This window comes from Bacillus sp. HSf4 (assembly GCF_029537375.1).
In the GTDB taxonomy this organism is placed as follows: Bacteria; Bacillota; Bacilli; order Bacillales; family Bacillaceae; genus Bacillus; species Bacillus sonorensis_A.
This window is the reverse complement of sequence record NZ_CP120679.1, coordinates 1,616,689-1,641,884: the sequence shown is the minus strand read 5'-3', so window position 1 is coordinate 1,641,884 and position 25,196 is coordinate 1,616,689. Positions and strand designations below refer to the sequence as shown.

The following is a 25,196-nucleotide window of genomic DNA, read 5'->3' as shown; positions in this document are numbered from 1 at the left end:
CTATGCCTACTAAAGAAAAAAGGCTTTGCGTAAAACTACGGAGGAGGTCTTCATATGTACGGTTATTGCTGCCCTGGATACGGGTACGGCGGCGGATACGGTGGATATGGCTACGGCCGCACATTCGCTTTGATCGTTGTTCTCTTTATATTGCTGATTATTGTAGGTGCGGCTTATTTAGGCTGCTAGTTCAGTGAAATCAACAAGACCAGCCGCTTTTTTGGCTGGTCATTTATGATGCAGAGACATTGCACGCCGGGGAGAACATCCGCTATACTTTACATATTAATCAGTGGGAGTGAAGAAGTTGATTACAATGGAAAACATTGTCCGCGACGGTCATCCCGCTTTGAGAACCGTCGCCGAAGAAGTGCAATTGCCAGCAAATGAAACGGAGATAAAGCAGCTGACTGAAATGATCGAGTTTGTCAAAAACAGTCAAGACCCCGAGATCGCTCAAAAATACAATCTTCGTCCAGGAGTGGGCCTCGCCGCTCCGCAAATTAATGTCAATAAAAGAATGATCGCCGTCCATGCCGAAGGCGAAGACGGCACATTATACAGCTACGCGCTTTTTAATCCCCGGATTGTCAGCCACTCCGTCCAGAAAAGCTACTTGACAAGCGGTGAAGGCTGCCTGTCGGTTGACGAGCCGATCCCGGGCTTCGTCCCGCGCTATGCGCGGATCAGAGTAAAAGCGACGACGCTTGAAGGCGAAAACATTGACATCCGTTTAAAGGGCTACCCTGCGATCGTCTTCCAGCACGAAATCGATCACTTAAACGGCATTATGTTCTATGACCATATCGACAAAGAAAATCCGCTGAAAGAGCCGGAAAACGCAATACCTGTCGGCAGATAGCGGCAAAAAGCGGATCGAAAGTTCGATCCGCTTCAGCTATTTTAAAAGGCCAAGCGCTTCAACCGCATATGCAATCCCATCTTCATCAACCGGTTTCGTGACGAAGTCGGCGATCTTTTTCAGCTCTTCGACAGCGTTGCCCATCGCAACTCCCGTCCCCGCAAATTCGATCATTTTCAGATCGTTCAGACCGTCTCCAAACGCATATGTATCCTTTCTTGCAAACGGCAGCTTTTCGATGACCTTTTTGATCCCTTCCGCTTTTGAGCCTCCAGCAGGCAGAACATCTGTCGAACGCTCGTGCCAGCGGATGAAATTGAATTCCCGAAACCGGCGGTACTGCTCTTCATCCTTCTCATCACAGAAGAGAAGCACTTGAAAAATGTCCCTTCCTTGATAATAGGAGCGGTCAGGCTGCGGAGGTGCCACTTTTAAGCTGCCGATCCCTTCAAGAATAGAGGGATGATCCCCGATCGAAGCGCGCATTCCCTCTTCTCCCATAAAAACGATCGGGTGGCCGCATTGATCCGAATGTTCCAGCAAACTTTCCAGGGAGGCGGCAGATAGCGGGTTTTTATAGATGACCTCACCTTCGAATACGACATACTGTCCGTTATATGAGACAAATGAATGGATGTCCAGTTCTTCGAGAACTTCACCAACCATGAACGGAGCCCTTCCTGTCGCGATGAAAACATGGTGTCCGTGCGCTTTCAAATCGGAAATGGCCCGTTTTGTACTCGCGGGAATCTTTTTATCATGATCATAAATGGTTCCGTCGATATCAAAAAAAATCAGCTTTTTATCCATGATTGCAGGTCTCCTTAGCTTGTATCATTTATCGTTCTCCTGTTCCATCATACAAAAACTAACGTCCAGAGAAAACCTTTTCACTTGAAAACCAAAACAAAATCCACATGCCAATAATAACCATGTAACAATAGACAAATTCATCATATAATAGAACTAAAGAAACAAGACCGGCATGGGGACAAGTCAGAGAAAGGAGGAAACCGAATGCTTCGCCGTCTGCGGAAGAAATTAAAAAAACAGCTGAATGGTATGATGCGCAGAAAGTCGATTGCTTAAAAAGGACCTTCACACATGTGGAAGGGTCCTTTTTTTCTCAGGCGCTTTTCTTATAAAGCAATTTCGCATATAATAGAAAGATGAGTCTAACAATCGGCAGTTAAGGAGAGATTTGGATGATTTATAAGGTATTTTTTCAGGGCAGTAATGACGAAGTACCTGTTCGTGAAAAAACAGATTCAATTTTTGTGGAAGCTCAATCTGAACGTGAAGTCAGATCTAAATTAAAACAATACAATTACAACATTGAGTTTATACAGGAAGTTGAAGGCGCTTTTTTAGAATACGAAAAGCAAAGCGAAAATTTTAAAGTATTGGAGTTATGAATGAATGAAATTTGTTAAAAATGACCAAACGGCTGTATTTGCCCTTGGCGGACTTGGGGAAATCGGCAAAAACACGTACGGTGTACAATTTCAGGACGAGATTGTGCTGATCGATGCAGGCATTAAGTTTCCCGAGGACGAGCTTCTCGGAATCGATTATGTCATCCCAGATTACACTTATTTAGTCAAAAATGAAGAAAAGATCAAAGGCCTTTTCATTACGCACGGACATGAAGACCACATCGGAGGCATCCCATACCTTTTGAAACAGGTCAACATCCCTGTTTACGGCGGACAGCTGGCGATCGGCCTCTTGAGAAAAAAGCTTGAAGAACACGGCCTTCTGCGCCAGACAAAACTTCATATTATTGAAGAGGACGATATTGTCAAATTCAGAAAAACAGCTGTTTCTTTCTTCCGGACGACCCACAGCATTCCTGACTCATACGGGATCGTCGTCAAAACGCCGCAAGGAAACATCGTACATACCGGTGACTTTAAATTTGATTTTACTCCGGTAGGCGAACCAGCCAACTTAACCAAGATGGCCGAAATCGGCAAAGAAGGCGTACTTTGTCTGCTGTCTGACAGCACAAACAGTGAAATCCCTGACTTCACCATGTCAGAACGCAAAGTCGGTGAAAGCATTGATGATATTTTCCGCAAAGTTGAAGGCCGGATCATCTTTGCGACCTTCGCTTCAAACATTCACCGTCTGCAGCAGGTGATCGAATCGGCTGTTGCCAACGGGCGAAAAGTTGCCGTTTTTGGACGAAGCATGGAGAATGCCATTGAAATCGGACAAACACTCGGATATATTAAATGCCCGAAAAACACGTTTATTGAAGGGAATGAAATCAACAGGCTGCCTGCCGGAAAGGTAACGATTCTCTGTACCGGAAGCCAAGGTGAACCGATGGCCGCGCTATCACGGATTGCAAACGGCACCCACCGGCAAATCTCCATCAACCCCGGGGATACGGTCGTATTTTCATCTTCTCCGATCCCGGGCAATACGATCAGTGTCAGCCGCACGATCAATCAGCTTTACCGGGCGGGTGCAGATGTCATCCATGGAGCCGTGACGAATATTCATACGTCCGGACACGGCGGGCAGGAAGAACAAAAGCTGATGCTTCGTTTGATCAAGCCGAAATTCTTCATGCCGATTCACGGTGAATACCGAATGCAGAAAATGCACGTGAAACTGGCGACAGATTGCGGGATTCCGGAGGAAAACTGCTTTATCATGGATAATGGTGAAGTGCTTGCTTTGACAAGTGATGAAGCATCTGTCGCGGGAAAAATCCCTTCCGGCAATGTTTATATTGACGGAAGCGGCATCGGCGATATCGGCAACATTGTGCTTCGCGACCGCCGCATCCTTTCTGAAGAAGGGCTCGTCATTGTCGTAGTCAGCATCAATATGAAAGAATTCAAAGTGTCCGCAGGACCTGACTTAATTTCAAGAGGCTTTGTCTACATGAGGGAATCAGGCGATTTGATTAATGAAGCGCAAGACCTGATCGCAAGCCACCTTCAAAAAGTGATGGAGCGCAAAACAACGCAGTGGTCTGAAATCAAAAACGAAATCACGGACACACTCGCACCTTTCCTATACGAAAAAACGAAGCGCCGCCCAATGATCCTGCCGATCATTATGGAAGTGTAAATAATAACGGATACACCAATAGGTGTATCCGTTTTTTTAGGATTGAATCGGAATATGCTGAAAGGCCTTCACATCAAACAGTCCTTCCGTCGTCATCTTGATATCGGGAATGACGGGAAGCGCCAGAAATGAAAGGGTTAAAAATGGATTAAAATCACCTGAAAACCCGGTTTGCTGCAATGCTTCATGAAGTGACAGCAAGCTTTCATTGACGGTGTCAATCGGCTTGTCGGACAATAGCCCCGCTATTGGCAGGGCGACGGAATGAAGTTCTTTCTCTGCTTTGGCCACGGTCAAACCTCCGCCGATTTCCCCGAGTCGTTCGATCGCTTTCAACAGATCCCGATCGTTTGTCCCGACAGCAATCAGATTATGAGAGTCGTGGGAAATGGTCGTCGCAATCGCCCCTTCTTTTAATCCGAATCCTTTGACAATGCCAAGACCGATTTCCTTTTTGCCGCTGTGACGTTCTATCACCGCGATCTTCAGCAAATCGTTTTCTGTATCGGCCTGAAAATTCGGTTCTTCATCCGGCTTGGTCAAAAAAAGCCTTGTTTCAAGCTGGTTGGGAATAATTTCGATGACACGGATATCCCTGTCTTGAACAATCGGAATCTCAAGGTCGCATAGCTCGAACTTGGGCAGGTGCACGGATTGAAGCAAGGCGGCGTCAAGTTTGCTGCTGGAAAGGCATGTATCGGCTTCTTTATAGATCACACCGCCGATCATCGTCTGTGTGATGTCCACATTTGTTAAGTCGCTGATGAACAGAAGGTCTGCATCATAACCGGGGGCAACAGCTCCCTTCGTTTTCAAGCCGTAGCATTCCGCTGCATGAAGACTTCCCATTTGATATGCGAGAAAAGGATCAAGTCCGGATTGAATGGCCAGTTTAACCTGATGATTGATACTCCCTTCATCAATCAGCTCATCCAAATGTTTGTCATCCGTACAAAAAAAGAAACGCCTTGCATTTTTCTCATTGACCGCAGGCAGTACATGCCGTACATTCTTAGCAACAGACCCCTCTCTGAGCATGACGTACATTCCCCTTCTGATTCTTTCAAGCGCTTCTTCCGGGGTTGTCACCTCATGATCGGTCAGCACGCCTGCGGCCCTGTAGACGTTGACAAGCTTGGGCGGAAGACCGGCCAGGTGCCCGTCGATCCGCTTGCCGGCGAGATGAGCGTCAGCAAGCTTTTGCGTCATATCGCTTTCGGCCGCCTCCACCGCAACATAATCCATCACCTCGGCAAGGCCGAGCACTTCATTGCGGTTGTAAAAAGGCTTCAGATCCTCTGCATTCAACACCGCTCCGGACTTTTCAAACGCTGCAGCAGGAACGCATGAAGGAAGCATAAAATGAATGTTCAGCTTCGTCCGGCGGGCTTGTTCCATCATAAATGTCAGCCCTTTGATTCCTGAGACATTGGCGATTTCGTGGGGGTCTGTGATTACGGTTGTGACACCATGAGGAATCACCGCTTTGGCAAATTCGGCCGGCGGCACCATCGAAGACTCGATATGAACATGTCCGTCAATAAATCCGGGAACAATCATCTGCCCTTTTGCGTCAATGATGTTCTCTCCCTCATAATCGCCTAAACCGACGATGGCTCCGTTTTCAATGGCAATGTCCGTCTCCAACCATTCCTGATTGAAAACATCCATGATTTTTCCGTTTTTGATGACTGTATCAGCTTTTTTGCGATGACTGGCAGCGCCGAGCCGATTGATGAGCACCTCTTTATCCAAAGGTTGATAACCCCTCTCTTTTTCTGATGTATATGGTTCAATATCGTAGCCGAATCGCTCTCAACAGTCAATGAAAAGATAAAAAAAACCGTAAGCGCAAAACGCTTACGGCTTGTTTGATCATCGTTGAAACACCTTTTTTTCAAACCTTTCAATGTCGGGGTTCGAGCCGATGACGATTAAGATATCGTCTTTTTGAATCTCCTCCGTTGCAAGCGGGGAAACAATCACTTCTTTCTCGCGCTTAATCGCGACGATATTAATGCCGTACCTGGCGCGAATATCAAGATCAAGCAGCGTATTTCCGGCCAGTTTGCCGTTCGCCGCGATTTCGACGAGACTGTGTTCATCTGAGAGTTCAAGATAGTCGAGCACATTGTTGGAGACGATATTATGAGCAATTCTTTTGCCCATTTCACGCTCCGGATGAACGATCCGGTCGGCTCCGATTTTGGACAGCACCTTTTCGTGGTAGTCATTTTGCGCTTTCACCGTGATCATTTTAACGCCGAGCTCTTTTAAAATCAGCGTCGTTAAAATGCTCGCCTGAATATTTTCCCCGATTGCCACAATAACATGATCAAAATTGCGGAGTCCGAGGTTTTTAAGCACAGATTCGTCAGTTGTATCTCCTATTACAGCATGTGAAGCGATTTTGGCGTATTCGTTCACCCGATCCTCATCGACATCGATCGCCATCACTTCTAAGCCTTCCTCGCTCAGCGCCTTGCAAATGCTGCCGCCGAACCGGCCGAGTCCAATTACTGCAAATTCTTTTTTCATCGGTTATTCCTCCATCGGTCAATCTTTAACAAATTCTATCATACGACATCATATTTTTCCTCTATTATTTTTACGTCGTGTGACCGCAATATGTTTCCTCAGCATACTGCTTGTCAAGCGGTTCATCTTTATCGATCGGCAGCAGAATGTGGAAGGTGCTCCCCTCACCCAATTTGCTGTCGATCTTCATTTCCCCGTTATGAGCACCGATGATGTTCAGGCAAATTGTCAGACCGAGTCCTGTCCCTTCTTCTTTCGTAGAAAAGAAAGGTTCGCCCAGCTTTGCCAAATCGGCTTGGGAAATGCCGCCGCCCTCATCTTTGATGCTCACCTTTACGAAATCATCTTCCTGTTCAGTGGAAATGGTGATTTTCCCTCCATCAGGCATGGCTTCAATTCCATTTTTGATTAAGTTAATAAACACTTGCTTAATTTGATTTTCATCACCGTTGATTTCCCATTCTTTCCCGTTTTCAAACGTTTTTTCGATTTTGATGCGGGAAAGCACGGCATTGGTTTCAAGCAAGGTCGCGACCTGACGAAGCACTGAATTGATTTTGATTTTCTTAAATTGAACCTGATGGGGTTTGGCCAGCACAAGCAGTTCGCCAAGCACACAGTCGATTCTTTTGATCTCGGAAAAAATAATGTCAAAGTAGCTGGATCTGTCTGGATACTCGGTTTTCATCAATTGCAAAAAACCGTTAACAGAGGTCAGAGGGTTCCTGACTTCATGGGCGATCCCGGCGGCAAGCTGCCCCGCCATCGCAAGCTTTTGCGACTGCATGGCAAGCCGCTGATTTGATTTAAACAGCTCCATTTCGGCTTTTTTCCGCTCTGTAACATCTGTCAGCGTCCCCAGGCTTCCCGTAAATTGGCCGTTTGTATAATATAATTTATAGTGGACTTCGCCCCAAAACTTGCTTCCGTCTTTTCGATGATATAAGACTTCGATTCTTCCTTCATGCTCCTTGTTCTTCAGCTGCTGATTCAGATGATTTGAAATGCGCTCTTCATGATCAAAGTAATCGTTATACATCGTCCCGAGGCTTGATTCGACACTGTAGCCTGTCAGGGTGGTCCACGCCTGGTTCAAAAAGGTGATGATCCCTTTCCGGTCGGTCTGAAAGACGATCTCCTGCAGGTTATCCATGATACGGTTGGTTTCTGCTGATAGCTGTTTGTATTTTTTCTCGCTTTCCTTCAGCTTATAGACGAGCTGATTCGACTCATCGATGTAAAGCGTAAGCCACCATACACTGATTAATGTCACCAGTGTAAACAGCACATCAACCGTCCAGTTAATTTTGTTTCCCAATACTCCGTAAAATAAATAATTCCAAAACATAATGAAAGTCATTGCCAGTACGGTTGAAATGATCCGTCCTTGATACCTTTTCATGCCCCCACCTGCCACTTCTATTTCTCAGTCAATTGTAACATTCTTTACAGCATCTTTGAGAGGATTGTTCGAAGTATTTATCGTCTAAAATTGATGAATCTTTCAGGTGATAGACGGATTCGTTTTGTGAGAGGGCTTTTTTTCGACAATGATGAAAAAAAACCCTTCTGTAAGAAGGGCGCTTGATGTTAAGCTTTCTCCTGATTCAATTTGGTTTTAATTTCCTCCAACAGCAATTCAGCACCCTCAGGGCTGAGCGTAATGTTCCCGTTTCCGTATGCGCGGTTTTCAGAGGTTATCTCACCGGTAATCAAGCAGACGCCGTGCGGTTTATACTTTTGCAGGATGATTTTATCCTGATCGACGAAGAATTCAATGCTGTCCTTGATCGAGATATCAAGAGCCCTTCTCAATTCAATCGGCATCACGATGCGGCCGAGTTCGTCCACTTTTCTTACAACTCCTATTGCTTTCAAAACTTTCGCCTACTTCCTCTTTGTTTCTATTTTTCTAAGATAATGTCTTAGTATAACGATAGACGTACAAAAAGCATGAAAGGTTTCCCTGTTTCACCTTTCTTCAGCAAAAAAATTAGACACAAAAATGAAATAATGTTCTTGTGATGTAAATATGAGGTCATCATTTTACAGGTTGTTTTCAAAACCGTCACAAACCCCCATAAATCGATGATTTCATGAGAAAATTTAAATGAAATTCTTTTTTCAGCACGAAGATTTTCGAAAAAAATTTTAAATAGAGATTGGGTGAAAACATGTTTCAAACGACCGAGATCGGAATTGATCTAGGAACAGCGAACATATTGGTTTACAGCAAAAATAAAGGAATCATTTTAAACGAGCCTTCCGTTGTCGCCGTGGATACGGAAACAAAGAACGTGTTGGCGGTCGGCACCGAGGCTAAAAACATGATCGGAAAAACGCCGGGCAAAATCGTTGCGGTACGCCCAATGAAAGACGGCGTTATTGCCGATTACGACATGACGACAGACCTTCTCAAACAGATCATGAAAAAAGCGGGCAAAAATATCGGCTTTACATTCAGAAAGCCGAGTGTTGTGGTGTGTACGCCATCCGGTTCCACCGCTGTTGAAAGACGGGCCATCAGCGATGCCGTGAAAAATTGCGGAGCCAAGCAGGTGCATTTGATCGAAGAGCCTGTCGCTGCGGCGATCGGCGCTGATCTGCCCGTTGATGAGCCCGTCGCAAATGTCGTCGTCGATATTGGCGGGGGAACGACAGAGGTGGCCATTATTTCTTTCGGAGGCGTGGTATCCTGCCATTCTATCCGGATCGGCGGCGATCAGCTTGACGAAGACATCGTGACATTCGTCAGAAAAAAATACAACCTGCTGATCGGAGAACGGACGGCAGAGGAAATCAAAATTGAGATCGGCTACGCTCTGATCGAGCATGAAACAAAGACGATGGAAGTCAGAGGGCGCGATCTTGTCACAGGCCTGCCGAAAACGATTACCCTTGAATCAAATGAAATCCAGGCTGCCATGCGCGAATCTCTTCTTCACATTATTGAAGCCATCAGAGCTACTCTTGAGGACTGCCCTCCCGAGCTGAGCGGGGACATCGTCGACCGCGGCGTGATTTTAACGGGAGGCGGCGCCCTCTTAAACGGGATCAAAGAATGGCTTTCACAGGAAATCGTCGTACCGGTGCATGTCGCCGCAAATCCGCTTGAATCTGTCGCCATCGGGACAGGACGTTCGCTTGATGTGATTGATAAATTGCAAAAAGCCGCAAAATAATTTTGTTTTCCACGTCTTTTTTGCCGGCTTCCTTCATATCGTGAGGAATGGATAAACGATAAGGAGGAAAAACATGCTCAGAGATTTGGGAAGACGCGTGGCTATTACCGTCATTTTAAGCGGCATCATTCTCGGGGGAATGAGCATTTCGCTCATGCATATGCCATCCCCTCCTGAACAAACAGCCAAATTAAACCGCTAAAAAAATTCGCAGCCCTGCCGCTGCGTCTTTTTTTTCTTTTCAATTCAATTTTTGGTATGATGTTTACGACAATAAAGGAGGTTTTGCCAATGAATTCGTTTACCGATAAACTGAGTAAATACGCACAGCTTGTCACAGAAGTCGGCGTCAATGTCCAAAAGGGCCAAAAGGTCGTGATCAACGCTTCGACGGAAGTCCGCGATTTTGCCCGTCTGCTTGTGAAAAGCGCCTATGAGCGAGGTGCAAAGCATGTGACAGTCCGCTGGCAGGATGATGAAGTCACAAGGCTGAAATACGAGCTCGCCCCTTTCGAAGCGTTTGCAGAGTATCCGGAATGGGAAGCCAAAGGGGTGGAGACGATGGCTAAGGAAGGCGCTGCCTTTATTTCGATTGTCTCATCAAGCCCGGACCTCTTAAAAGGAATCGATTCGAAGCGAATTGCAGCACAGCAGAAAGCGGCCGGAAAAGCTTTGCATACATACAGGCAAATGATTCAGTCCGATAAAGTCAGCTGGACCGTTGTGGCTGCCCCTTCACCAGCTTGGGCGCAAAAAGTATTTTCGGACATGAGCGAAGAAGAAGCGGTTCAAAAGCTATGGAATGAAATTTTCAAGACGACGCGGGTCGACCGCGATGACCCTGTTCAGGCGTGGAAAGACCATGACCAGATGCTCCGCGAAAAAGTAAGTGTTTTAAATGACAAACACTATAAGGCCCTTCACTATCAAGCCGACGGGACCGATTTGACCATTGAGCTTCCTGAAAAACATCTGTGGGTCGGAGCCGGCAGTGTAAACGAACAAGGCGATGAGTTTATGGCCAACATGCCGACGGAGGAAGTCTTTACCGCACCGAAAAAAGACGGTGTGAACGGAACCGTTTCCAGCACGAAACCGTTAAGCTATGGCGGCAATCTCATCGACGGTTTTACACTGACATTTGAAAACGGCCGGATCACCGATGTAACTGCCGAACAAGGCGAAGAGATTTTAAAAGAGCTGATCGAAACGGATGAAGGCTCGCACTATTTAGGTGAAGTCGCTTTGGTCGCGCACGATTCACCGATTTCCAAATCCAATATTTTATTTTATAACACGCTGTTTGACGAAAATGCGTCAAACCATCTCGCCATCGGAAGCGCTTATGCCTTCAACATCGAAGGCGGCAAAAACATGACGCGTGAAGAGCTTGCAAAAGAAGGTTTAAATGAGAGCATCACACACGTTGATTTTATGATCGGCTCAGGAGAAATGGATATCGACGGCATCACGGCCGACGGAAAGAGAGAGCCGATTTTCAGAAACGGCAACTGGGCGATTTAAGATCCGCCTAAAAAAGGACCTCAGAAAGTCTCTGAGGTCCTTTTATATGGTATCGAAGACGAATGCCCGCTCCCAAAAACTTCCGACCCTTGCACGCTTCAGCCTGTGACTGTAACGGCTAAAAAAGCGTCCAATGATCCCGGCAAAGCACACTCCGGTTCATCACGATTTCGGCAAGCTGCTTAAATGCTCGTGCTTCAGCTTCCAGCTTCCCGACTCGTCCTTTATAAATACGTTTGTCGCACGGCCTGCCCCGGAAACCGGTTCGCCTTGATAATACCCTTTCCATTTGTACGTATACAGGCAAACGGCCTGTTCGTCTGTTTCCGTGATCCAGCTGACATCCTCGGCGCTGTATATTTCGTTTTCGATTTGCTTCCAGGCGTTTTCAAAGTAACGCTGAATCTCCTCAAAGCCCGAACACGTCTGATCCGAAAACCAATACACCGCGTCGGGGTCAAGAAGCTTTTTGACATTTGCAAACACATGCGTGTTTGTTGCTTGAATATATTGCTCAAGAGCCTTTCGGCATGACATAGCGACCATCTCCTTGATATAAGAAACCCCGCTTTTTCAGGCGGGGTTTCTGGAATTATGCGTAAAGTTCGGCAAGCTTGTCCTGTACCGTTTTATCTTCCAAAAACTCGTCATAGCTCATTTGTTTATCGACGATGCCGTTTGGTGTGATCTCGATGATCCGGTTGGCGATCGTCTGGACAAACTGATGGTCATGAGATGTAAACAGCATGGCGCCTTTAAAGCTGATTAAGCCGTTATTTAAAGCTGTAATCGATTCAAGGTCCAAATGGTTTGTCGGCTCATCCAGCATTAACACATTCGCTCCGGAGAGCATCATTTTCGACAGCATGCAGCGGACTTTTTCTCCCCCTGAGAGGACGCTTGCTTTTTTGAGCACTTCTTCTCCGGAGAACAGCATTCTGCCTAAAAATCCGCGCAGGAAGCTTTCGCTTTGATCATGCGGGGAAAATTGGCGGAGCCAGTCGACAAGGTTCAAATCGCTGTTTTCAAAATACTCGCTGTTGTCTTTCGGGAAAAACGCCTGGGATGTCGTCACACCCCACTTAAATGTCCCGCTGTCAGGCTCCATTTCCCCGGCGAGGATTTTAAAGAGCGTTGTCGCAGCAAGCTCATTGCGTCCCGTAAACGCGATTTTATCATCCTTGTTCATCATAAAGCTGACCGAATCAAGAACTTTGACACCGTCGATCGTTTTGGACAGGTCTTTGACGACAAGCACATCATTTCCAATCTCACGCTCAGGCGTGAAATTGACGTAAGGATACTTGCGTGACGACGGTTTAATATCATCCAGCGTAATTTTCTCAAGCAGTTTTTTTCTTGATGTCGCCTGCTTTGATTTGGAGGCATTGGCGCTGAATCTGGCGACGAACTCCTGAAGCTGCTTGATCTGCTCTTCTTTTTTCTTATTGGCTTCCTGTGCCATTTTCAAAGCGAGCTGGCTTGATTCATACCAGAAATCATAGTTTCCGACATAGATTTGGATTTTATTAAAATCCAAATCAGCGATGTGTGTGCAGACTTTATTTAAAAAGTGACGGTCATGAGACACAACGATCACCGTATTCTCAAAATTGATCAAGAACTCCTCAAGCCACTGAATCGCCTGAATATCCAAATGGTTCGTCGGCTCATCGAGAAGGAGCACATCAGGCTTTCCAAAGAGCGCCTGGGCAAGAAGCACTTTCACTTTATCAGATCCGCCGAGATCGGCCATTTTTTTCGTATGGAGCTCTTCAGGAATGCCAAGCCCCTTTAATAATATCGCCGCTTCTCCTTCCGCTTCCCAGCCGTTCAGCTCGGCAAACTCGCCTTCCAGCTCGGCAGCGCGAATCCCGTCTTCATCGGAAAAGTCCGGCTTCATGTAAATGGCGTCTTTCTCCTGCATCACTTCATAAAGGCGCTTATGGCCCATGATGACCGTTTTCAGCACTTCATATTCTTCATACTCAAAGTGGTTTTGCTTCAGAACGGCGAGGCGCTCGCCGGGGCTCATATGAACATCGCCTGTTTGCGGCTCAATCTCCCCTGACAAAATTTTCAAAAATGTAGATTTCCCGGCGCCATTGGCCCCGATCAGCCCGTAGCAGTTTCCGGGCGTAAATTTAATGTTGACATCTTCAAATAACTTCCGGTCTGCAAACCGCAAGCTTACATTATGAACAGCTATCATTTAATATCCTCCATATTCCTTCATTAAAAAGAGTATAACACGAATGACCTATAAGAGAAATGCTCTGATGTGATGAAGCTATAAAGCGCAAAGCCGACATGCGCTTTTTTTGTATGTTCATTGTGACAATATGTTACAATTAATGAAGAATGGGGGAAGGATAAATGAATATAAAAGATGACCCGGATATTATCAGATGGGTAAACACAAGGCCCCGGCACGCGGCTTTTCTATCACTCACCATGGTCATCGCTACGTTGGCGATCGGGTTTTTCAAAGGATATAATATGTGGACTTTTGATTTTTTTGTATTCGCATGTCTTTTGATAGGGTTCGGCCTTCTTGTAGGATGGCTGCAAAAGATATATTATAAAAAGGTGATATTTGAAGAAAACACGGATCGTTAGACGGAGGAAAACATGAAGCTTATCACTCTGACAGAATACTGCATGTTTATTTTTTTTGCCGGTGTATATCTGGCAGTAACCGGTTTTACAGCGCGTGATTTAGGCCTTTACATCGGGATTGCTCTGATTTACGCGTTTGTTCATATCTATGCCAAAAGAATCCTTGCGAAAAAAGGAAAAGAAACCGCGCAAATCAAAACCCTTTACAGCGTTCTTCTCATCATGGCGTCAGTGTTCGTCACCGTCCTGTTTATCGCGGTGCTGGCGTCCGTGATGTCTTAAAAAAAGCCTGACCGTCCCGGGGGACGTCAGGCTTTTTTTAGTCTGTTTTTCGGATTTCATTAAACGGGAAAAACACGAATTGCGATGTTCCGACAACCCGTTTTTTATCGATCAGCCCGAGTCCGTTGCGGCTGTCCATCGATCTCTGCCGGTTGTCCCCCATCACGAAATACTTGCCTTCCGGAACTTTAACAGGGCCAAAATCACCCGTCAGTTTGACGCCGACCGCTTTCGCCTCTTTTCTGTTTTCCGCCAGATACGGCTCGGCGACTTTCTTCCCGTTAATATAAAGCGTGTCATCTTTCATTTGCACGGTATCTCCCGGCAGACCGATCAGACGCTTAACATAGTGGACATTTTTTTCATCTCCGTCAATGATGACGATATCCCCGCGTTCAAACTCCCCAATGTATTTAACCGTTTTATAAACGAACAAACGTTCCCCGTCATGCAGTGTCGGATCCATCGAAGTGCCTTCAACTAAATACGGTTCAAATAAAAACGCCCGGATCAATAAAGCCAGAGCGACTGCGATAATGATGGCTTTTACCCATTCAAAGAGAGAATTATTCTTTTTCTTGGATTTTTCTTCAGTCAAAACGCTTCCTCCTAAAAACAGTCTGTTGCAATGTACAAGTTGAAAATAAAGCTTTCCTATACTTTATCACAAGTCTTGGGAGAATTCATAATCAGTGTACGCCCAGACCCGAAAACAGGAAAAAAGAAAGTGCCGCAAGGTTTCCCCCGTGGCACTTTCAGCATTTATTTTTCAGTTGGAACCGGCTTTTTCAAAACGCCGAGAATCAAAGCTGTCACAACCGCACCAATCAAGATACTGAGGAGATACAGCAGCGCATGATTTGTGGTAAAGAAGAGAACGAATATTCCGCCATGCGGTGCTTGCAGTGTGACATGGAAAAACTGGGATAAACCGCCAGCGACTGCTGACCCAATCATACATGCAGGGATGACGCGGGCCGGATCTGCCGCCGCAAACGGAATCGCACCTTCAGTGATAAATGACAGTCCCATCACATAGTTGGTAATTCCAGCTTCACGATCACGTTTTGAGAACTTATTTTTAAAGAATGTTGTCGCAAGCGCGATTCCTAGCGGAGGCACCATACCGCCAGCCATGATTGCCGCATGCGGTCCAAAGTTTCCTGCTTCAATCATCGCGATACCGAATGTGAAGGCCGCTTTATTGATCGGTCCTCCCATATCAATCGCCATCATACCGCCTAAAACAATACCCATGACAACAAGGTTTCCTGTACCAAGCCCTTCAAGCCAATGTGTCATGCCATCCATGATCATCTTGACAGGCGTGTTGACAACATAATGCATAATGACTCCGGTAAAGAAGATCCCAAACAGCGGATAAAGTAACACAGGCTTTAAGCCGTCAAGCACTTGCGGAAGTCCGGCAAATACTTTCTTCAAGAGAACAACGATATAACCAGCTAAGAAACCGGCAATCAGCCCGCCTAGGAAACCGGCGCCAGCTTGCGTCGCCATGAAACCGCCGACCATACCAGGCGCAAATCCAGGACGGTCTGCAATACTCATAGCGATAAATCCGGCCAATACAGCGACGATTAATCCAAGGGCATTGGTTCCGCCAATATTGTTTAAAACAGCTGCAAACTCATTATAAGTAGGATCTCCCGGTTTGGTTGCGTTAATTCCCCAGAAGAATGAAAGCGCAACTAAAATCCCGCCCCCGACGACGAATGGCAGCATGTTGCTGACACCGCTCATCAGGTGTTTGTAGAAGCCGCCGCCTTTTCCTTTGGCAGCTCCGTCTTCAGAATCGGATGCAGCGCCGCCTTTCGCCTGATAGATTGGCGCATCTTGCTTCAAGGCTTGCTCAATCAATTCTTTCGGGCGTCTGATTCCCGCTGTCACAGGTACTTCAATGACGTGTTTACCTTGGAAACGATCCATTTCAACCTGCTTGTCGGCGGCGACGATGATCGCAACCGCATCTTCGATTTCCTGCGCTGTCAGACCATTTTTAATACCGCTTGAACCGTTCGTTTCAACTTTGATATCAACGCCAAGCTCTTTCGCTTTTTCCTTCAAAGCATCGGCAGCCATGAACGTGTGGGCGATCCCTGTCGGGCATGCTGTCACCGCAAGGATTTTTCCTTTGGCTGACGGCGCTTGAGGCGTTTCCCCTTGCTCTTCATCTTCATCGTCTTTATCATGCTCGTTGATAATATCGATGATTTCTTCTGCTGATTCCGCATCAAGCAGCTGTTTGCGGATTTCTTCCCTCATCAATAGAGTGGATAGTCTTGAGAGCGCTTCAAGGTGTGTGTTGTTTGCGCCATCCGTTGCAGCGATCATGAAGACGAGATGGCTCGGCTGTCCGTCCAGAGATTCGTAATCGACACCTTCTTTTGAACGGCCAAATGCGATGGCCGGCTCTTTAACGCTCGCCGTTTTCGCGTGAGGAATGGCAATCCCTTCGCCGATTCCTGTCGAGCTTTGTTTTTCGCGATTGATCACGGCGTCTTTGTAGCCTTCTTTATCATTTAATTTTCCGGCCTGGTCCAAAACGGTTACAAGCTCTTCAATCACGTTTTCTTTCTGGCTGCTCTCAAGGTTTAACTTGATCGTATGCTTCGTTAGTAGCTCTGTTATTTTCATAACCTTTCCTCCTTTATATCGCTTTGACTTGAACTTCCGGAAGAAGTTTGTGAACCAGCTCTTCTGTTCCGAGCTCCTCAGAAAAAGCTGTCGCACTTCCTGAGGCAACGCCTAAGCGAAAAGCTTCTTTGATGTCGAGCTGTTTTTCAATGCCTGCGAGAAAACCGGCAACCACCGAATCCCCTGCTCCGACAGAATTGACGAGCTTTCCTTTAGGGACATTCGCATGATATACGCCGTCTTTTGTGAATAAGAGAGCGCCTTCGCCCGCCATTGAAACGATCGCGTTTTCCGCTCCTTGTTCAATCAGTTTTTTGCCGTATGGCACCGCTTCCTCTGGAGTGGTAATCGTCGTTTGGAACATTTCTCCCAGCTCGTGATGGTTCGGCTTCATTAAAAGCGGGCGCATTTGAGCCGCTTTCAAGAGGGCCTCGCCTGAAATATCAAGGACGACACGGACATGTTGCCGGCTGCACGCTTCGGCAATTTTTTCATAGGTGTCCTGAGGCATTGAAGCCGGGATGCTGCCTGCCAATACGACGATATCTCCTTCTTTCATCGCGGAAAATCGGGCTAAAAACGCCGCGAAATCGTCTTCACTGATGACAGGGCCTTGTCCGTTGATTTCCGTTTCATCACCGGTCTTTAATTTGACATTGATTCGGGTATCCCCGTTTACTTCATTAAAGGCCGTCTCAAGTTTTTCTTCTTCCAAGAAAGATTTGATGTAACCCCCTGTAAAACCGCCGATAAAACCGAGAACTTTAGAAGGCACATGGTGTCTGTTCAGCACCCGCGAGACATTGATTCCTTTGCCTCCAGGGTATTTCGTGTCATAAGCTGAACGATTTAACCCGCCTAAAGTAAATTCTTCTACGTGAACGATGTAGTCGACCGATGGGTTGAGTGTTACAGTGTATATCATGTTTTCACTACCTTTACGACAGTTTTTTCTTGATAGTTATCAAATGAATGTTTTGCAGATCCTGCTGTAATGATAGTTGCTTCGTCTAAACTTGCAAAGGCAGAAAAAGACATCTCTCCGAATTTGGAAGCATCAGCGAGTGCAAAAGCTTTTTTTGCCTGTTTGACAGCCTTTGTTTTCAAGAGCGCTTCTTCGGGATCGGGGGTTGTAAATCCCGCTTCTGTATGAATCCCGTTCACACCGATAAAGCTTTTGTCAAACCGGTACTGGCTGATGGCCGATAAGGCGGAGCCTCCCACGATCGCCCCGGTTTTATGCTTCACATATCCGCCCAATAAATAAAATGGAATCCCTTTTTTCATTAATGCCTCAATGTGCATAACTCCGTTCGTAACTACGATGATATCCTTCTCTTGATCGATAAAATCGATCATTTGCAAAGTAGTCGTTCCGGCATCAAGGAAAATGCAATCGCCTTCTTTAAGCAGAGAGGCAGCTTCCTGGGCGATTTTTCTTTTTTCATGAAGGTTTTTGGATGATTTTTCAAGCATGTCCGGCTCCATTCGAATGTCGGACAGCTTTGATGCTCCTCCATGAACGCGCTTTAAATATCCGCGGGCTTCGAGCGTCGACAAATCTCTTCTGATCGTTGACTCTGAGGCATTTGTTAAATTCATTAAGTACTGGATTTTCACGACATCATGCTTTTCGATTTCGTCGATGATCAGCTGATGCCGTTCAGGAGTCAACACATTATCACCCCTTTTTTTGAAAACGCCTTCATTCAACTTACAATTTCATTGTAAACGCTTTTTCGACAAAACTCAACAAAAATCTTTCAAATTCATTCAATAACCATCAAAATCTTTCACATTTCAACATCTTAACGTGATATGTATCATTTGTAAACTGTATAAACGATAAAAATCCGCAAAAATATGTGACATTATTATTATCTATTCGATGAATATTCATTCGAACCAAAAAATAAAACCCCATGCTCAGATGCATGAGGTTTTTCATATCTGTTCCGCTTAGTTCGGAAGGTTTTGTAAAAATAAAAAAAACAGGCCTAATAGATAAGAGAACAAAAGAAATACTACAAATAAAACAGAAACGCCGATCCATGCCGCCCGTTTTGAAGCGCCGGCTGCTTTTTGCAGTCCGATAGCAACCAATACAAACGCCCAGATTGTAAAGATGTCAAACAACGCCAGGACACTCGATAACGGCTCCTCTGCCGGAATGTATCCATCAAGGGATGAGAACGAAAACGCGATATCTGAATTTGTAAAATAGTAAATCAAACTGATGATGACATCTCTGATAACGACGACAAACGTACCAAATACAGACAATGAGACCATGCAGGCAAAATTGGTTTTTCCGCCGCCAATTTTGGCGATCAGCCACAATACCAATCCGCTGAGGACATAGAAGATAATCGATCGAAAAATATCGCGAGCAGCCAACATTCCAGGATTAAATTCAAAAAGCAACTCCTCATTCAGTTTCCAATAGCTCAAGTAAACAGAAAAGGCTGATAATGCCAGCGAAATGATCAGCGCCAGCCAAATGGCTGGTCTTTCTCTCATCCTCTCAAACTGCCGGACAGGGCTTATGATGATGCCGAGCAGTGACGGCTTTTTTTGTTTCTGTACTGTTTCTACATTTGCTTCCACTTTTTAAATTCCTCCATTTTTTCAAAATTACACAATATCAAGTTTACCATTTCGCATACTTAAGATTGATTAAAATTAGCTTAAATTTTTACCAAACTGGAAAGGAAGTAAATAAAAAAGACCGATATCAAATCGGTCTTTAGATTGAAACCACCACATGACCTTGGGTTCACAGCATCCCAGCCAAACATTTTTGCAAATGACAAATCTATTCATAGCGCAATGCATCGATCGGATCCAAGCGGGCCGCTTTGTTGGCCGGAAGCATGCCGAAAATGACTCCGATCACCATACTGAATAAGACCCCGCCAATGACAACCTGCCAGGATACAAGCGACGGCCACCCGGCTATGACAGACACAAGCGATGCTCCGCCGTACCCGAGCCCGATTCCGATAAGACCGCCAATCAGTGTCAAAACGACGGACTCAATTAAAAATTGCAATAAAATCTGCCCCCGCGTAGCCCCCAGCGATTTTCTGATCCCGATTTCTCTTGTGCGTTCGGTCACAGAGACAAGCATGATATTCATGACGCCGATTCCGCCGACCAATAGAGAAATGCCGGCAATGGAACCGATGATCATCGTCATAATCGTTGTGACTTGGCCGATGCCTTTTGCAATTTCCTCCATGTTCATCACCTGATAAGAATCTTCGGTGTCATGATGATCATTCATCAGTTGAGCAGCCTCTTGCCCTACCGCCTTCATATCATCGGCCGATTCAACCTGAAGGGAGACCGTGCTGTAGTTGCTGCTGCCAAAAGACGATCTCATCATCGTAAATGGCAGATACATTTCACTTTGCTCAAGTGAAAGCAGACCGGTTTCTTTTTCGAGGATGCCGATGACTTCGACCGGCTGTCCGTTGATCCATACAACTTGGCCGAGCGGTGATTTTTTGTCAAATAGCTCTTCAGAGAATTTTTCGGAAATGACCCCCGCTCTTTTTCCGGACAGAAAATCATTTTCAGTGAAGCCTCTGCCTTCTTTTATATGTAATGAATTGACACTCATATAGCCGCTGTTGATGCCGATAATTGATGAATCGGTTTCCTCTTTTCGGTACCGGGCCGTCATATTTTCCGTTGTCGAAGCGACGACCTGCTTCACACCTTCGATTTCTTTCAAACTGTTAATATCAGCTTCGGTAAAGTTCGCTTCTTCATAGGCGTTGGGATTTTTGGCAAGCTCTTCTTCACTCGGAGAGTAAAATAATTCGACTGTATTGCCGGGACCGCTGATGGACTGCTTGAGCATCTGCTCCCCGCCTTGTCCTACCGCCACGACGACAATGACTGAGCCGACGCCGATGATGATGCCGAGCATCGTTAAGATCGACCGCATTTTATGGGCTAAAACAGAGCTGAGAGCCATCCGCAGATTTTCCAACAGGCTCATTCCCCCACACTCCTTTGCCTTTCAGAAGCAACGATCTCACCGTCACGCACCATAATGACTCGATTCGTATAATCGGCAATTTCCGGTTCATGAGTGACCAGCAGAACGGTTGTCCCTTCAGCGTTTAATTCGGAAAATTGCTCCATGATCGAAATGCTCGTTTTCGTATCTAATGCTCCGGTTGGTTCATCAGCCAAAATCAGCTTTGGTTCATTGACAATCGCGCGGGCGATGGCGACCCGCTGTTTTTGCCCGCCGGAAAGCTCGCTGGGCATATGCAGCATTCGGTCTTTCAGCCCGACCTTTTCCAAAGCCCGTTCGGCCCGTTCTTGCCGCTCTTTTTTGCCGATGCCTGCATAAATCATCGGAAGCTCGACATTCTTTTTCGCGTTCAGTCTCGGCAAAAGCTGAAACTGTTGAAACACAAAGCCGATCGATTGATTTCCGACCGCCGCCAGCTCCTTATCTTTGTATGAAGAAACATCCTCGCCGTCCAGTTTATAGATGCCTGATGACGGGCGGTCAAGGCAGCCGATGATGTTCATGAGCGTTGATTTTCCGGAACCGGACGGCCCCATAATGGACAGGTACTCGCCGCGTTCAATCACAACATCAATGGAATGAAGGACATCAAATGTCTCTTTTCCGATCTGATAGCTTTTTTTCACTTTGGAAAGCTGAATCATTTAAGCTTTCACATCCGTTCCGTCGGTTATATCGTCTGAAGGATTTAAAATCACCTGGTCATCGCCTGAGAGGCCTTCCTTGATTTCCATCTGATCATCCGCCGTTTCGCCGATCTTTACATCAACCCGGTTTGCCTTGCCGTCTCTTATTGTATAGACATAATACTGGTCGCCGTCTTTTTTTACGGCTTTCTGCGGCAGTGTCTTTGCTTTTCTCTTATCTGTTTCAATGTCCATGATCAGCTTGAATCCCGGCTTGCCCTGTGGAAGCTTGCCGGCAATTTTGACTTCGAGCGGATACTGCACGGCCTGCTCCGCGGTTGAAGCAGCCGCCGCTGCTGTTTCGGCTTGCTGGTCAGGGACAAGCCCGACCGATGAAACGGTGCCTTTCCATGTTAAATCCTGTATCACGTCTGATGTCAATGTTACTTTTTGACCTTTTTTCACCTTCAACGTATCGTATTCAGACAGCATCCCTTCAACGATGAGATGATCCGTATCGCCAATATGTATGCCAATATGTATGACCGGTTCCTGAATATCGGATTTGGCAGATGCCGCTTTTTGGTCGACTGAAATGACAGTGCCTTCAATATCGCTTTTCACTTCGAGACGATCCAGTTGATGTTCAAGCGATTTTTCCTCAAGCAGCGATTGCTTGAGTTCGAGTTGCGCCGTTTTTTCCTCCATGTCAAGCTCAGACCGCTCGGATTCAATTTGCTCGCGTGCTTTTTGTTCTCCAAGTTCTTTCTGAAGCTCTTTTTCCTTGTTGTTTAACGCCTTTTTCTTGTCGCTGATTTGCTCGATTTTTAAGCGGTTTGCTTCTGAAGCCAGTTCATTTTTCTCTTGTTCAAGCTTTAACTGTTCATTCGCATAGGTGAGTAAAACCGTCCCTTTTTTCACTTTATCGCCCGGTTTTACTTCCACCTTATCAAGCTCGCCTTTTTCTGATTCATAATAGACAGATTGCTCGTTTTTGAATTTTAGCTTTCCGGGAACCATAACGGTTGCCGCTATTTCCTTTTCTTCCAGTTTTCCGACTTTCACATCGGTGATTGCGCTGCCTCCTGTTTGAGCAGCGGACCGGTACAAGTTGATTCCGATAAAAAGAACGATAATGAGGACAATGCCAATTCCGATCCATATTTTTTTCATGTTGTTACGCACCTGCCGCACCTAACAATCCGGATAAAAACGAGAACAACAGCACAATGCCGAATAAGACAGCCGTGCTGATCCATGCCGCTTTTTTAGAAATCCCGCCCGCCTTTTCAAGACCGATGGCTAAAAGAACATAACTCCAAATGGAGAAAACCTCAAAAAGATTCAATACATTGACAAGAGGCTGATCAGCCGGAATCAGGCTCGCAAGCGATGTCACATTATACGCTGTGGACGAATGGGTAGCATACACGAAAATTCCGTTGATCAGCGTGCCGATGCTTGAAATGAATGTCATGAACAGGGTCATCGACAGCATTTTTGGATATGTCGTTTCCCCGCCGGATATTTTCACACAGAGCCAATAAATCAGCGGTGCAATAAAAATCGTCGCGAGCACAAAAATAATTGTGCCAAATATCGCCAATCCGATGGCAAGCGACTTGGCGATTTGCAGTTCGTCAGCGGACTGTAATCCTGTCTCTTTCAATACGGCGTCATAATTGATTCCAAACGCCGTTAATACAGCGCCGATCACAGTTAAAACGAGCACCAAAAACAGCGGCCCCCATATAGAGGGCTTTTCTCTGATTCTTTCAAACTGCACGCCTGGACTTGTCATCACCCCAAATATAGAGGGTTTTGTGACTGCATGTTTTTCTAAATTTGTTTCCATTGTTTAAAAAACCTCCAATATATGTTCTGGTTGTCAATACGATTCGTTCAGATAAAAGGTTTCATTTTCTTACACGAATATGATCCGGCTTTCATCAGCGGCTTGACTGCTTCTTGATCAAGCCGTAATAGATCCCGCGCTTCTCCATTAGCTGCACATGACTGCCTTCCTCCATCTTTTTGCCGTGATCCAAGACGATGATTTGATCGGCATCCCTAATCGTCGAAAGTCTGTGGGCGATCATAATGGCCGTGCGGCCGTGAAGCAGTGTTTTAAGCGCAGTCTGAATCTTGACTTCCGTCTCCGTGTCAATGCTTGCCGTTGCTTCGTCAAGGATCAGAATGCGCGGATCAGCCAACAGCGCCCTTGCAAACGAAATCAGCTGGCGTTCCCCCGCTGATAAAATGTTGCCGCGCTCCTCCACCTCTGTGGCATAGCCGTTCGGGAGCGCTGAAATGAAAGAATCGGCACCGACGGCTTTAGCCGCTGCGACGACTTCTTCATCTGTTGCGTTCGGGCGCCCGAAGCGGATATTTTCCAAAATCGTTCCTGAGAAAATAAATGTATCCTGAAGGACGATGCTGATTTGCGAACGGAGATCGGCAAGCGAGATATCGGTAATCGGAATTCCGTCGACTTTCACCGTTCCGCCTGTCGCGTCATAAAAGCGGCTGATCAGGCTCGCAATCGTCGTCTTGCCGGATCCCGTATGTCCGACAAGCGCAAGCGATGTCCCCGCCGGAACCTCAAACGAAACCTTGTTGAGCGCTTTCCGCTTCCCGTCGTAAGAAAATTCAACCTCGTCAAATTCAATCCGGCCTTTTAATTCTTTGATGTTGACCGCATTTTCTTTATCGGCAACAACCGGCTTTTCATCAAGAAATTCAAAGATTCGTTCAGATGAAGCCATCCCCATCAGGAGCTGATTATAGACCTGGCCAAGCCTTGAAATCGGCTCCCAAAACATCCCGAGGTAAAAAGCGAAGGATACAAAAACACCGATCGTGATCGTCTCATTGATGATCAATGTAGAGCCGTACCATATTAAAATGGCTGTGCCGACAGCGTTTGTCATTTCCACCAGCGGACGAAATGTCGCATTTTTTTTCGTCGCTTCTTTCCACGCTTCATAGTTCTCGCCATTGACACCTGCAAAATACATCATGTTTTCTTTTTCCTGGGTAAACGCTTGCGTCACCCTTATGCCCTGAATGCTTTCATTCAAATGGGAGTTCAGTTTCGACTGCTTCAGACGGACTTTTTGCCATGAACGGCGGATTTTTCTTCGAAGATTGGTAGAAATAAAGAACATGACAGGCAATGTGACCATGATCGCGATGGTCAATTCCGGGCTGAGCGAAAACAGAATCACAATAATCCCCAAAAGCAAAAGGATATCCATCAGCAAATTGATGACTCCGCTCGTAAACAGCTCCTGCAGAGAATTGATATCATTCATAATGCGGACGAGAATCGAACCCGCCGAACGTTCGTCAAAAAACCGGTGTGACAGGCGCTGGACATGCGTAAACAAATGCTGCCTTAAATCGTAGATCACATGCTGTCCAAGCTTGTTCATCCAGCGGATCCTCAAGACGTTCGCAATGTAATTTGCCAAATACATGATGCTGATCACGATGATTAATGTGACCAAAAGGTTCATATCTTTTCCCGCGATGGCTTGATCAAGCGCATACACCCCGATCAATATCGGCACCGTCAGCCGGATGGCCGCACCGATGATCACCGTTAAAAAGGACAGCGGCAGCAAATTTTTCCGATACGGCTTTAAATATTTGAGCAGCCGCCACATTTGCGCCCAGTTAAACGGCTTTTCAATGATTTGGTCTGAGGTGTAAAAAAACCGGTTCATCAATGTTTGTTTTTTGGCTTCCTGTTCCATGACAACAGCCCC

At 46.1% G+C, this 25,196-nt stretch carries 25 protein-coding genes; 8 read left to right on the top strand and 17 right to left on the bottom strand.

Translation table 11 applies throughout. The features are described 5' to 3' along the window. Positions 1 to 54: 54 nt before the first annotated feature. Positions 55 to 189 (top strand): YjcZ family sporulation protein, encoded by a 135-nt coding sequence (locus tag P3X63_RS08405; protein ID WP_035428051.1) that lies wholly within the window; start codon positions 55 to 57, stop codon positions 187 to 189. Between the two features lie 118 nt (positions 190 to 307). Then, positions 308 to 862 carry a peptide deformylase gene (gene def / locus P3X63_RS08400; RefSeq protein ID WP_026586810.1) on the top strand — a complete coding sequence of 185 codons (555 nt, stop codon included), beginning with the start codon at positions 308 to 310 and terminating at the stop codon, positions 860 to 862. A 36-nt stretch (positions 863 to 898) separates the two neighbouring features. On the opposite strand, the gene P3X63_RS08395 is transcribed toward def, so the two are convergent. Next, entirely contained in the window at positions 899 to 1,672 is a 774-nt protein-coding gene (locus P3X63_RS08395; RefSeq protein ID WP_026586809.1) for a Cof-type HAD-IIB family hydrolase, read from the bottom strand. Between the two features lie 395 nt (positions 1,673 to 2,067). On the opposite strand from P3X63_RS08395, the gene P3X63_RS08390 reads away from it, so the two are divergent. Both P3X63_RS08390 and rnjA read left to right on the top strand, forming a co-directional pair. Continuing rightward, positions 2,068 to 2,277, top strand: coding sequence for a DNA-dependent RNA polymerase subunit epsilon (locus P3X63_RS08390; protein WP_026586808.1), 210 nt, complete (start codon positions 2,068 to 2,070; stop codon positions 2,275 to 2,277). A 4-nt stretch (positions 2,278 to 2,281) separates the two neighbouring features. Further along, a complete protein-coding gene (gene rnjA / locus P3X63_RS08385; protein WP_026586807.1) occupies positions 2,282 to 3,949 on the top strand; it encodes a ribonuclease J1 in 1,668 nt (555 codons plus the stop codon). Between the two features lie 36 nt (positions 3,950 to 3,985). On the opposite strand, the gene ade is transcribed toward rnjA, so the two are convergent. From ade to P3X63_RS08365, 4 genes are all read right to left on the bottom strand, one after another. Continuing rightward, positions 3,986 to 5,704 carry an adenine deaminase gene (gene ade / locus P3X63_RS08380; protein ID WP_277692729.1) on the bottom strand — a complete coding sequence of 573 codons (1,719 nt, stop codon included), beginning with the start codon at positions 5,702 to 5,704 and terminating at the stop codon, positions 3,986 to 3,988. 120 nt (positions 5,705 to 5,824) lie between these two features. Next, positions 5,825 to 6,487, bottom strand: a complete 663-nt coding sequence (locus tag P3X63_RS08375) for a potassium channel family protein (protein ID WP_026586805.1) — start codon at positions 6,485 to 6,487, stop codon at positions 5,825 to 5,827. 70 nt (positions 6,488 to 6,557) lie between these two features. Next, complete coding sequence (locus P3X63_RS08370) at positions 6,558 to 7,889, bottom strand: ATP-binding protein (RefSeq protein ID WP_051290363.1); 1,332 nt, start codon at positions 7,887 to 7,889, stop codon at positions 6,558 to 6,560. A gap of 188 nt (positions 7,890 to 8,077) precedes the next feature. Continuing rightward, on the bottom strand, positions 8,078 to 8,365 hold the full coding sequence (locus tag P3X63_RS08365; protein WP_026586804.1) for a transcriptional regulator AbhA: 288 nt from the start codon (positions 8,363 to 8,365) through the stop codon (positions 8,078 to 8,080). Positions 8,366 to 8,661: 296 nt separating this feature from the next. Between P3X63_RS08365 and mreBH the strand changes: the two genes are divergently transcribed. From mreBH to P3X63_RS08350, 3 genes are all read left to right on the top strand, one after another. Beyond that, positions 8,662 to 9,669, top strand: a complete 1,008-nt coding sequence (mreBH, locus tag P3X63_RS08360; RefSeq protein ID WP_026586803.1) for a rod-share determining protein MreBH — start codon at positions 8,662 to 8,664, stop codon at positions 9,667 to 9,669. A gap of 73 nt (positions 9,670 to 9,742) precedes the next feature. Continuing rightward, on the top strand, positions 9,743 to 9,871 hold the full coding sequence (locus P3X63_RS08355; RefSeq protein WP_142246127.1) for a protein YkpC: 129 nt from the start codon (positions 9,743 to 9,745) through the stop codon (positions 9,869 to 9,871). Positions 9,872 to 9,960: 89 nt separating this feature from the next. After that, positions 9,961 to 11,193 carry an aminopeptidase gene (locus P3X63_RS08350; RefSeq protein ID WP_026586802.1) on the top strand — a complete coding sequence of 411 codons (1,233 nt, stop codon included), beginning with the start codon at positions 9,961 to 9,963 and terminating at the stop codon, positions 11,191 to 11,193. 162 nt (positions 11,194 to 11,355) lie between these two features. On the opposite strand, the gene P3X63_RS08345 is transcribed toward P3X63_RS08350, so the two are convergent. Then, positions 11,356 to 11,730: a YybH family protein gene (locus P3X63_RS08345; protein ID WP_277692728.1), complete on the bottom strand. Its 375-nt coding sequence runs from the start codon at positions 11,728 to 11,730 to the stop codon at positions 11,356 to 11,358. A gap of 55 nt (positions 11,731 to 11,785) precedes the next feature. Then, positions 11,786 to 13,405, bottom strand: coding sequence for an ABC-F family ATP-binding cassette domain-containing protein (locus P3X63_RS08340; RefSeq protein ID WP_026586800.1), 1,620 nt, complete (start codon positions 13,403 to 13,405; stop codon positions 11,786 to 11,788). 419 nt (positions 13,406 to 13,824) lie between these two features. On the opposite strand from P3X63_RS08340, the gene P3X63_RS08335 reads away from it, so the two are divergent. Next, positions 13,825 to 14,094: a hypothetical protein gene (locus tag P3X63_RS08335; RefSeq protein WP_026586798.1), complete on the top strand. Its 270-nt coding sequence runs from the start codon at positions 13,825 to 13,827 to the stop codon at positions 14,092 to 14,094. Between the two features lie 37 nt (positions 14,095 to 14,131). Here P3X63_RS08335 and lepB read toward each other — a convergent pair whose 3' ends face one another. From lepB to P3X63_RS08285, 10 genes are all read right to left on the bottom strand, one after another. Beyond that, positions 14,132 to 14,692 carry a signal peptidase I gene (lepB, locus tag P3X63_RS08330; protein WP_026586797.1) on the bottom strand — a complete coding sequence of 187 codons (561 nt, stop codon included), beginning with the start codon at positions 14,690 to 14,692 and terminating at the stop codon, positions 14,132 to 14,134. Between the two features lie 164 nt (positions 14,693 to 14,856). Then, a complete protein-coding gene (locus P3X63_RS08325; RefSeq protein ID WP_026586796.1) occupies positions 14,857 to 16,749 on the bottom strand; it encodes a PTS fructose transporter subunit IIABC in 1,893 nt (630 codons plus the stop codon). Positions 16,750 to 16,762: 13 nt separating this feature from the next. Continuing rightward, entirely contained in the window at positions 16,763 to 17,674 is a 912-nt protein-coding gene (gene pfkB / locus P3X63_RS08320) for a 1-phosphofructokinase (protein ID WP_026586795.1), read from the bottom strand. Then, positions 17,671 to 18,426 (bottom strand): DeoR/GlpR family DNA-binding transcription regulator, encoded by a 756-nt coding sequence (locus tag P3X63_RS08315; RefSeq protein WP_026586794.1) that lies wholly within the window; start codon positions 18,424 to 18,426, stop codon positions 17,671 to 17,673. Before P3X63_RS08315 ends, pfkB begins: the two co-directional genes overlap by 4 nt. A gap of 282 nt (positions 18,427 to 18,708) precedes the next feature. Next, positions 18,709 to 19,356 (bottom strand): YknW family membrane protein, encoded by a 648-nt coding sequence (yknW, locus tag P3X63_RS08310; RefSeq protein WP_026586793.1) that lies wholly within the window; start codon positions 19,354 to 19,356, stop codon positions 18,709 to 18,711. Between the two features lie 208 nt (positions 19,357 to 19,564). Next, a complete protein-coding gene (locus tag P3X63_RS08305; RefSeq protein WP_077736895.1) occupies positions 19,565 to 20,758 on the bottom strand; it encodes an ABC transporter permease in 1,194 nt (397 codons plus the stop codon). Next, complete coding sequence (locus P3X63_RS08300; RefSeq protein ID WP_277692727.1) at positions 20,755 to 21,444, bottom strand: ABC transporter ATP-binding protein; 690 nt, start codon at positions 21,442 to 21,444, stop codon at positions 20,755 to 20,757. The genes P3X63_RS08305 and P3X63_RS08300 overlap by 4 nt, the downstream gene beginning before the upstream one ends. After that, positions 21,445 to 22,599, bottom strand: coding sequence for an efflux RND transporter periplasmic adaptor subunit (locus P3X63_RS08295; protein ID WP_277692726.1), 1,155 nt, complete (start codon positions 22,597 to 22,599; stop codon positions 21,445 to 21,447). Between the two features lie 4 nt (positions 22,600 to 22,603). Further along, positions 22,604 to 23,281, bottom strand: a complete 678-nt coding sequence (yknW, locus tag P3X63_RS08290) for a YknW family membrane protein (protein ID WP_026586789.1) — start codon at positions 23,279 to 23,281, stop codon at positions 22,604 to 22,606. 94 nt (positions 23,282 to 23,375) lie between these two features. After that, positions 23,376 to 25,184, bottom strand: a complete 1,809-nt coding sequence (locus P3X63_RS08285) for an ABC transporter ATP-binding protein (RefSeq protein ID WP_026586788.1) — start codon at positions 25,182 to 25,184, stop codon at positions 23,376 to 23,378. Between the last annotated feature and the right edge of the window lie 12 nt (positions 25,185 to 25,196).

Bases quoted from the DNA above. Each gene is read 5' to 3' on its own strand.
- P3X63_RS08405 (WP_035428051.1), top strand. From the start codon at position 55: ATGTACGGTTATTGCTGCCCTGGATACGGGTACGGCGGCGGATACGGT.
- P3X63_RS08395 (WP_026586809.1), bottom strand. From the start codon at position 1,672: ATGGATAAAAAGCTGATTTTTTTTGATATCGACGGAACCATTTATGAT.
- P3X63_RS08390 (WP_026586808.1), top strand. From the start codon at position 2,068: ATGATTTATAAGGTATTTTTTCAGGGCAGTAATGACGAAGTACCTGTT.
- rnjA (WP_026586807.1), top strand. From the start codon at position 2,282: ATGAAATTTGTTAAAAATGACCAAACGGCTGTATTTGCCCTTGGCGGA.
- P3X63_RS08375 (WP_026586805.1), bottom strand. From the start codon at position 6,487: ATGAAAAAAGAATTTGCAGTAATTGGACTCGGCCGGTTCGGCGGCAGC.
- P3X63_RS08370 (WP_051290363.1), bottom strand. From the start codon at position 7,889: ATGAAAAGGTATCAAGGACGGATCATTTCAACCGTACTGGCAATGACT.
- mreBH (WP_026586803.1), top strand. From the start codon at position 8,662: ATGTTTCAAACGACCGAGATCGGAATTGATCTAGGAACAGCGAACATA.
- P3X63_RS08355 (WP_142246127.1), top strand. From the start codon at position 9,743: ATGCTCAGAGATTTGGGAAGACGCGTGGCTATTACCGTCATTTTAAGC.
- P3X63_RS08350 (WP_026586802.1), top strand. From the start codon at position 9,961: ATGAATTCGTTTACCGATAAACTGAGTAAATACGCACAGCTTGTCACA.
- P3X63_RS08345 (WP_277692728.1), bottom strand. From the start codon at position 11,730: ATGTCATGCCGAAAGGCTCTTGAGCAATATATTCAAGCAACAAACACG.
- P3X63_RS08340 (WP_026586800.1), bottom strand. From the start codon at position 13,405: ATGATAGCTGTTCATAATGTAAGCTTGCGGTTTGCAGACCGGAAGTTA.
- P3X63_RS08335 (WP_026586798.1), top strand. From the start codon at position 13,825: ATGAAGCTTATCACTCTGACAGAATACTGCATGTTTATTTTTTTTGCC.
- P3X63_RS08325 (WP_026586796.1), bottom strand. From the start codon at position 16,749: ATGAAAATAACAGAGCTACTAACGAAGCATACGATCAAGTTAAACCTT.
- pfkB (WP_026586795.1), bottom strand. From the start codon at position 17,674: ATGATATACACTGTAACACTCAACCCATCGGTCGACTACATCGTTCAC.
- P3X63_RS08305 (WP_077736895.1), bottom strand. From the start codon at position 20,758: ATGAGCCTGTTGGAAAATCTGCGGATGGCTCTCAGCTCTGTTTTAGCC.
- P3X63_RS08300 (WP_277692727.1), bottom strand. From the start codon at position 21,444: ATGATTCAGCTTTCCAAAGTGAAAAAAAGCTATCAGATCGGAAAAGAG.
- P3X63_RS08295 (WP_277692726.1), bottom strand. From the start codon at position 22,599: ATGAAAAAAATATGGATCGGAATTGGCATTGTCCTCATTATCGTTCTT.
- yknW (WP_026586789.1), bottom strand. From the start codon at position 23,281: ATGGAAACAAATTTAGAAAAACATGCAGTCACAAAACCCTCTATATTT.
- P3X63_RS08285 (WP_026586788.1), bottom strand. From the start codon at position 25,184: ATGGAACAGGAAGCCAAAAAACAAACATTGATGAACCGGTTTTTTTAC.